This is a genomic window from Agaribacillus sp. DX54 (assembly GCF_056858335.1).
Map to the genome: position 1 here is coordinate 1 of NZ_JBXEQE010000066.1, position 7,642 is coordinate 7,642.

Consider the following 7,642-nt stretch of genomic DNA (forward strand, 5'->3'; position numbering starts at 1 on the left):
CCTCCGGTTGCTAAATCGTTAACTTCACTCAACAAAGTTGATCCAGAAGAACTCCTAAACATTAAGGATTTTGATGTTTGACAATCTTTTTGCACCCCTGGGTCAAGAGATTTTGTTGTACTCTGAGGCCTTTACTTTATTATACTCTTCTCCTATTTGATCGAACGCTTTTGATAAATAGGAAATTACCTCAGATTTCCCCTTAACATCCTTAATCAAATGCATAGGAAATTCAAGTGCCTTCAATAACTTGCCTATTTTCCAAGTATCCAGATAGATAGCATCAATTAAATCAAATTCGTGAACTTTATTTTAATCCCGAAAATGAAACCTCCCTGCTCTGTATCTATCTTTATATCTGAATGATGCTCTGCGTGGTCAAAAATTAAATCCCACTGCGCAATCGTTAAGTCAATGCGGATACTAATCTGATATTCAAATCCATAGTCAATCTTTTTTAAATTTTTTTATTTCCCCAAGTGATTAGAATAATACAGAAGGATTTCACTCATTACAAGATAATCCTTCATGTCATCGTTCGTTTCGTAGCAGTATCAATCGCTATCAATTTGGTAATATTTTCATTGTAAACAAAAAAGTGTGCAAAAAGTGTGCACATCGACAGAATAATCTTCAAATTAAGAATAGTTGAAAAAACAAAAGCCTCATAAGGCTTTGTATGCGAGCCCCCTGTCGGATTCGAACCAACGACCTACTGATTACAAGTCAGTTGCTCTGGCCAACTGAGCTAAGGAGGCTTAGTTTTCCAAGTGGTGTGCAAATTTATACGGAATTTTTAATTTCCGAAATACTTTCGGGAATATTTTAGTAAAATTGTTGCTATATATCGCGTATGATTTTGAGTTGTGCCTTTAGTTCTCTGAGCTGTTTTTTCGCCTTCTCGATTTTCTCATCAAACTCCTCCCGCACCTGATCCGCATTTTTGGAGTTGGCAAAAAATTCAAGGTTGTTTTTCCACAAGCTAATGTCATTTTCAAGGTTTGTTATCTGCCTGCGCAAAGTAAACTCTTTTTTGTTAAGTTTCCTGTTGGCGTTGGGGGTTCCTTTCAGGGATGTCAGCTTGGTAGTGATTTTTAGTTTGCTCTTCTCATCCTCATCGAGGCTGCTGCTGGCGATAAACTGATCTACAGCCTTGGCAAACATTTCCTGGCTTGAACGAATGGCGTTTTTGGGTACAAAGCCAATGTTGTTCCATTCCTCCTGCAGGACTTCCAACTGGCCGATATCGCCTGCCCCCTCTTCAGCGAGCTTCAGGATTCTTTGACAAACATCTTCCTTCAGTTTCAGGTTTTTTTCATATTCCTTCTCCACTTCTTTAAACCGGTTTCTACGGTTTTCAAAGAAAAAGTCACAGGCCTTCTTAAATCGTTGATATACTTCATTGCGGTGTTTTTCAGGCACCGGACCGATGTTTCTCCATTCGTTTTGCAGTTTTTTTAATTCATTGGCGGTTTGGTTCCAATCTGTACTGTCTTTCAGTTCGTGTGCTTTCGCGACCAAAGCCTCTTTCAGCTTCAGATTTTCTTCCCGCTGGCCTTCCAGCTTTTTAAAGAAGCTGTTTTTGTTATTAAAAAACCGCTTAAAAGCCGACCAAAACGGCTTATTTATCTCCTGGGCCCGGTCTCTCGGCAAACCGCCAATGGCTTCCCAGCGTTTTTGTATACCCAGAATTTCCTGGGTTTTCTTGTTCCAATCAACGATTCTGTCCGAATCAAAGGCCGCAAAGGGCTGCACTTCATCCCTCAACTTGGCTTTGGCTTCGAGGTTGACCTCAAGATCCTTTTTTAAATCATCGTAGTAGGTTTTACGACGGGCGTATACTTTATCCGAGGCGGCCTTAAACCTCTGCCAAAGTGCTTCTTGCTGAGCCTTCGGTACAGGCCCAATGTGTTTGTACTCATTGTGCAGCTCATTGAGCTCTTTGATAGCATCTTTCAGATTTTTGACATCTTCCAGCTTCTCAGCCCTCACGCATAATTCCTCTTTCGCCGCCAGGTTCTTTCTGCGATCCAGTTCTTTTAGCTCGAAATAGATGCTTCTATTGTCATAAAAGCGATCCATTAACGCGTTATAGCTAGCCCAAAGGTTTCTTACGTGTTGCGGTGGTACCTGTCCGATGGCTTTCCACTGCTCCTGTATTTCTTTAATGGCATTAATGCTGGTCGTAGATTCTTCCCCATCCACTAAATGCCTCAATTTTTCGAGTAATTCAGTAGCTTTCTGATAGTTTTCCAGCTTTTGACGCCCGAGATCACCGTAAAACTTGTTTTTACGTTCTTTGATTAATCTGTAGTAGGCATCATATTTCTGATCCAACTCGTTTTTGTAGGCAAAATCTTCCTCGCTTCCACCTTCTGCCAGATATTTATCAAGCGCCACTTTACGATCCGCCTGTTTTATATCCTGGAATAGCGGATCGATAATGTTTAAAACGAGATCAAGCTTCTTAAAGTCATCTATTTTGGTCAGCTTTTTGATAGTGGCAACCAATTCTTCCTTACTGTATTGGCTGTAATCTGCGTGCACCAACTCATCGCCATCGTCATGAATATCATCTTCATTGTTGGTGATTTCAATTTCTTCAGGGATGGACATTTTTCCGCCAGTGCTATCACCTGCCGCATGTTCCTCGAACTGGCCCTCCCCTGCTGCTTCCGAAGAAGTCTTTGATGAAGCTTCAGTCTGCTGTGAATCAGGGACAACTGCTCCGGAAGCAGGTTCCGCACCAGTCGTTTCTCCCGAGGGAGTTTCCGTACCAGCCGCTTCGCCGGAAGCAGGTTCCTTGCCAGCCGCTTCGCCTGTTGGAGTTGGAGCAACGGGTGCTTCTCCCGAAGCGGTTTCCGTACCGCCAACTTGTTCCTGGGCTTTATCAACTTCATGGGCAGTGGCAGAAAGGGTTCCATGACCGGATGAGACCTCCATGGGATGTTCCGGTGATGGCCTTCCAAAATCATCTGGTTGCGCTGTTGAATGGGATTCGGTATCTTCAGGGTTGGTAGTATCATGTTGGCTGGATGCTTCCGGCACCTGCTCATGAGTAGCTACTTCATCGGGCGGTGACTCAGCGGTAGACTCTTCGGACTGGCCTTTAGTATCATGCCGGGTAGTAATAGATTCATCACTCGCTGTGTCAGACACTTTTTCAGTGGTAGCCGAATCACCTGATGGAATCGCTGAAAGATGCTCTGCAGATCTGACCTCGGCATCCTCGGTCCCGGTCATATCACGCTGGCCGAATGCTTCCGGCGCTTGTGCGGGACTGGCCTCTTCATCCACCACCGACTCCGGGGTATGCGCTTCAGGCTGGCCTTCAACAGCATCAGAACCGGTCGCTTGGTCCGGGGCGGATGCCTCAGATACTATTTCTGCGGTAGTTTGCTCTTCCATTTGTACTACTTCAGGTTGGTCAACGGGTGTTTTTTCACTTTCATTCGAAGCGTTTGCATCACCCGAATCTGGGGAAAAAGCTTCCTTTTCAGAGGTAGCTTCCTTGTCAACCGGACGCTCTCCGGAAAGCTCCGGTGGTTGATCATTTGGCTCCTCCGGGGGCAGACTTGCTTCGGATTTATCGTCTGTATTGACCAAATTTTGTGCACCCGACTGCTCAGGCTCTTCCAAAGGTGGGGTGTCCTGTTGTGCTTCTGCACCTGCCCGTTCTACCGGTGAATCATCCGGCTCCGGTGGATTTTTAATATTTTTTTCATCATCATTAGCTTCAGCGCTTGCTTCCCTGTTGGCTAAAGCTTCCGGATACTCTTCTGAAGTGGCCTGTGGGGCCCCCTCATGGGGCAGTCGATTTTCGTCATCAAAGTCCTTGCCCTGATCCCTGACACTGGCTTGTATCTCATCATGAGATTTAAGCCCATCTTTCTTGGTCTTTTCTGACGGTGCAGTCTCTTTACTCATTTTCCTGTCGTTTTCCTTAGCAGTAATATCCTTTACCCACCTGGCAAAGGCAAATCAAACGTCCTCGTTAGTTTAACCTCGGATCGTCGGGATAGTTTGAAAACATCCTGAAACGCCCCCCCATATCCTTTAAAATATCCCGCCACAACTTTTCCGGCTTATAGTCGAAAATTTTTTCATGTGTGGCCCGGGGGGAAATGATCCAGGAATCAGTCTTTATTTCGTCCAGCAACTGGCCACTCCCCCACCCCGAATATCCCAGAAAAAACTTAAAGTCATTTGGGTTAATCTGTTTATTTTCAATCAATATTTTCAAAGTCTCAAAATTCCCTCCCCAATACAAATTTTTACTAATTTCCACCCCTCCCTCTATTAAGTCACCAGCCCGGTGAATAAAATGCAATGTATCTTGTTGTACGGGCCCACCCACATAAAGGGTTTCCCCAAAATCTACAATATCCTCCATAACCTCATCAAATTTCATCACTGAGGGCTTGTTGAGTACAAAACCGAAAGAACCTTCTTCACTATGCTGACATATTATTATAACGGTTCTTTCAAAGTTCGGATCAGGCAAAAATGGCTCAGAGATCAATAAATCGCCCTTCTTAGGTTCAAGGTTTTCGTTATGTTTATAATCTATCATATACTTTCACTAATGTAGCGCTGCTTTCAGTGGCAATGACTGCAACACTTTCCCTTCTATCTCATTCAATTCATTCAAACGTTTATAAACCCGGTCTTCATCAAAATAATTTAAAGCCATTTTCACAAAGATGTTTCCATGCTTCGCCTCAGAGGTCCATAAAGTTTTGTAAAACTTTTTTAAAAGAGGCTCTTCAAGGTGATCTGCTACCAACTTAAACCGCTCAGCACCCCGGCATTCAATGATACTGGCAAATAATAATCTGTCCAGAAATCGCTCCGTTCTCCCTGAATGGCAATGGTCTATTAATCTTTTTACGTACATATCCTGACTGATTTCGGCAGGTAATTGCACCCCCCTTTGTTCCATTAACTGGTAAACTGACCTAAAATGTTCCAATTCCTCCACGGCTGTATCGATTAATTCAGGAATAATCTCTACTCTGTCGGGATACTTTGCCACAAAACTCATGGCCATCGCGGAGGCTTTACGCTCACAGTTGGCATGATCCTGCAGGAAACTATTAAAATCTCCCATCACAGTTTCGATCCACTCCATGCTGCTTTCGCAGGACAATTCAATACTTAATTTCATATCAATCTCCTGTAATACCTTTTTCCCATCCTATTTTCTCAGTCACCTTTTGGATGGCGTAATTTTATTCATCGTTTCCCCGGTATTTTATTTAACGTCCACAATTGGTGAAAATTGAAGGATAATCAAGGTAGACCCATTAGCAAAAATAAAATTACATCTGTTACTCCTGTAATGATGATGAAAATAATTAGCCGTCTAATGACTTTTAAAAGTCAGAATTTAAATAAATTTAATGACTTTTGTCAAGGTATTTAAAGAAAGAAGTTTAATATTGCCGGTAAATTCCATTTTTTTTACTTCCTCCGGGGAATTTAAAGGTAAATGACTGTTTTTTTTGAGAATTGACCCGTAATTTGATATGACTAAATCCAACCTTGCCACAATAAGGAGTGACTATCAGAAAAAGTCCCTTAGTAAACGGGAAGTATCCGCTAACCCAATGGATCAGTTTGAACATTGGTTTGAGGAGGCTACTTCCGCAGAGATCAATGAACCAACGGCTATGAATCTGTCTACTGTTGACAAAAATGGCCGTCCTACTGCAAGGATTGTCCTTCTGAAAGGTATCAATGACAGTGCTTTTCAGTTTTACACCAACTATGATAGTCAAAAGGCACAGGATCTGGCCCGGAACCCATTTGCTGCCCTTACTTTTTTCTGGCCTGAACTCGAAAGACAAATAAGAATTGAAGGAAAAGTTGAAAAGCTAAGTGCGTTAACCTCCGAAAATTACTTTTCAAGCCGACCAAGGGAAAGCCAAATCGGCGCCTGGGCTTCACCACAGAGCCAGGTAATTGAAAACAGATATATGCTGGAAGAAAATGTCAAAAACCTGAAAAAAAAGTATGATGGCAAGGATGTGCCCAGGCCCCAGCATTGGGGAGGATATCAACTTGTGCCCGATAAACTGGAGTTCTGGCAGGGACGGTCAAGCCGGCTGCATGACCGGATAGTCTACAGACTCGGCCCGGACAATCACTGGATGATAGAAAGGCTGGCACCTTAGTTAAGCAGGTTCGGCATGAACGAATCCAACTTATACCTTCAAAGATACGGATTTCAAAAAAGTTTATTTTCTTCCGAGCCTCGTCCAGATTTAGGAATAGTAGTGGTTATTCCTTGTTTTAACGAGCGGGAGTTAATAACTTCCCTTGATTCACTTGCCGCATGTGACGATACCAGATGCGCAGTGGAAATTCTTGTCATAATCAACGATTCGGACCATTCTTCTAGGCAGGTCAGGGAGCAAAACCAGCAAACTTTCGAAGAGGTCCGGCGATGGATAAACTGCAAAACTACGGACAAAAGGCAATTCCTGGTACACTACGAAAGCCGGATCCCGGATAAGCAATCGGGGGTTGGCACGGCAAGGAAAATTGGCATGGACGAAGCTGTAAGAAGGTTAGAAAAGGCCAATAAGGGAAATGGCATCATAGTCAGTTTTGATGCGGATTCAGTATGTGATAGTAACTATTTACGCGCTATTGAAGGACACTTTCTGGAAAATTCAAAATGTACCGGCGCTTCTATTTACTTTGAGCACCCCTTCGAAGGCCCCCTGCCCAAAGACTATTATACGGGCGTTATATTTTATGAGTTGTTTTTACGATATTATATAAACGCCCTGCGTTATGCGGCATTCCCTCATGCCTATCAAACGGTGGGTTCCAGCATGGCGGTACGATCTGCCATTTATCAGAAACAGGGAGGTATGAACAAAAGAAAAGCGGGGGAAGATTTTTACTTTTTACACAAGATAATTCCACTAGGTGATTATGGCGAGATCAACAGCACACGGGTAATTCCTTCTGCGAGGGTGTCAGACAGGGTTCCTTTTGGCACTGGAAAGGCTATTCAAGCCTGGCTTGACGGCCACCACAAACATTATTTTACTTATCATCCGAATATTTTCAAAGATCTAAAAATATTTTTAAGCGAGGTAGACCAGTTGTTCAGGGCCAGGCCTTCCGATATTGATAAATGCCTTGAAAAATGGCCGGAAAGCATAACTGTTTTTCTTTGTGATAATGATTTCAAAACTCACCTTAAAGAGATAAACAGATATTGTGGGCCGACACGGGAAGCCTTTCTGAGTCGGTTTTATAGCTGGTTTAATGGTTTTAAAGTGTTGAAATATGCACATTTTGCAAGAGACCGTTATTACCTGAATATGGAAATAGAAAAAGCTGTGCAATGGTTACTGTCTGTATATCCAGGCATTGAAAAGCCACCGGCATCAGCTATGGAACAGCTCGTAGAAATCAGAAAAAGGGATAGAAATGGCTGGCCTTGAGGCATACGCAATGGCTATTTCCTGCATAGCGCAAGCGTCCCCTGCCGTGGGTTGTTGCACAACTCAAACACGTGCCTGTATTTTATCGGTGAAAACCTCTGTGTCTCTTTGTGTCTTTGTGCCTCTGTGGTTAAAAAAGGTACACCACAAAGGCACCAAGGAGTAAGCCTACTGTAAAC

At 43.2% G+C, this 7,642-nt stretch carries 5 protein-coding genes and 1 tRNA gene; 2 read left to right on the forward strand and 4 right to left on the reverse strand.

Going from position 1 to position 7,642, the window contains the following annotated elements:
* Positions 1 to 684: 684 nt before the first annotated feature.
* The 4 genes from AC04NP_RS29965 to AC04NP_RS29980 form a co-directional block, all read right to left on the reverse strand.
* Positions 685 to 758: transfer RNA gene (locus tag AC04NP_RS29965), tRNA-Thr, on the reverse strand.
* An 82-nt stretch (positions 759 to 840) separates the two neighbouring features.
* Positions 841 to 3,927, reverse strand: coding sequence for a DUF349 domain-containing protein (locus AC04NP_RS29970; RefSeq protein WP_482863797.1), 3,087 nt, complete (start codon positions 3,925 to 3,927; stop codon positions 841 to 843).
* A 67-nt stretch (positions 3,928 to 3,994) separates the two neighbouring features.
* Positions 3,995 to 4,573, reverse strand: coding sequence for a YqgE/AlgH family protein (locus tag AC04NP_RS29975; protein WP_482863798.1), 579 nt, complete (start codon positions 4,571 to 4,573; stop codon positions 3,995 to 3,997).
* Positions 4,574 to 4,582: 9 nt separating this feature from the next.
* Entirely contained in the window at positions 4,583 to 5,167 is a 585-nt protein-coding gene (locus AC04NP_RS29980) for a MiaE family protein (RefSeq protein ID WP_482863800.1), read from the reverse strand.
* A gap of 361 nt (positions 5,168 to 5,528) precedes the next feature.
* Between AC04NP_RS29980 and pdxH the strand changes: the two genes are divergently transcribed.
* Together pdxH and AC04NP_RS29990 are read left to right on the forward strand one after the other, a co-directional pair.
* On the forward strand, positions 5,529 to 6,176 hold the full coding sequence (gene pdxH, locus AC04NP_RS29985) for a pyridoxamine 5'-phosphate oxidase (RefSeq protein WP_482863801.1): 648 nt from the start codon (positions 5,529 to 5,531) through the stop codon (positions 6,174 to 6,176).
* Between the two features lie 15 nt (positions 6,177 to 6,191).
* Entirely contained in the window at positions 6,192 to 7,463 is a 1,272-nt protein-coding gene (locus tag AC04NP_RS29990) for a glycosyltransferase family 2 protein (protein WP_482863803.1), read from the forward strand.
* The last annotated feature ends 179 nt before the right edge of the window (positions 7,464 to 7,642 follow it).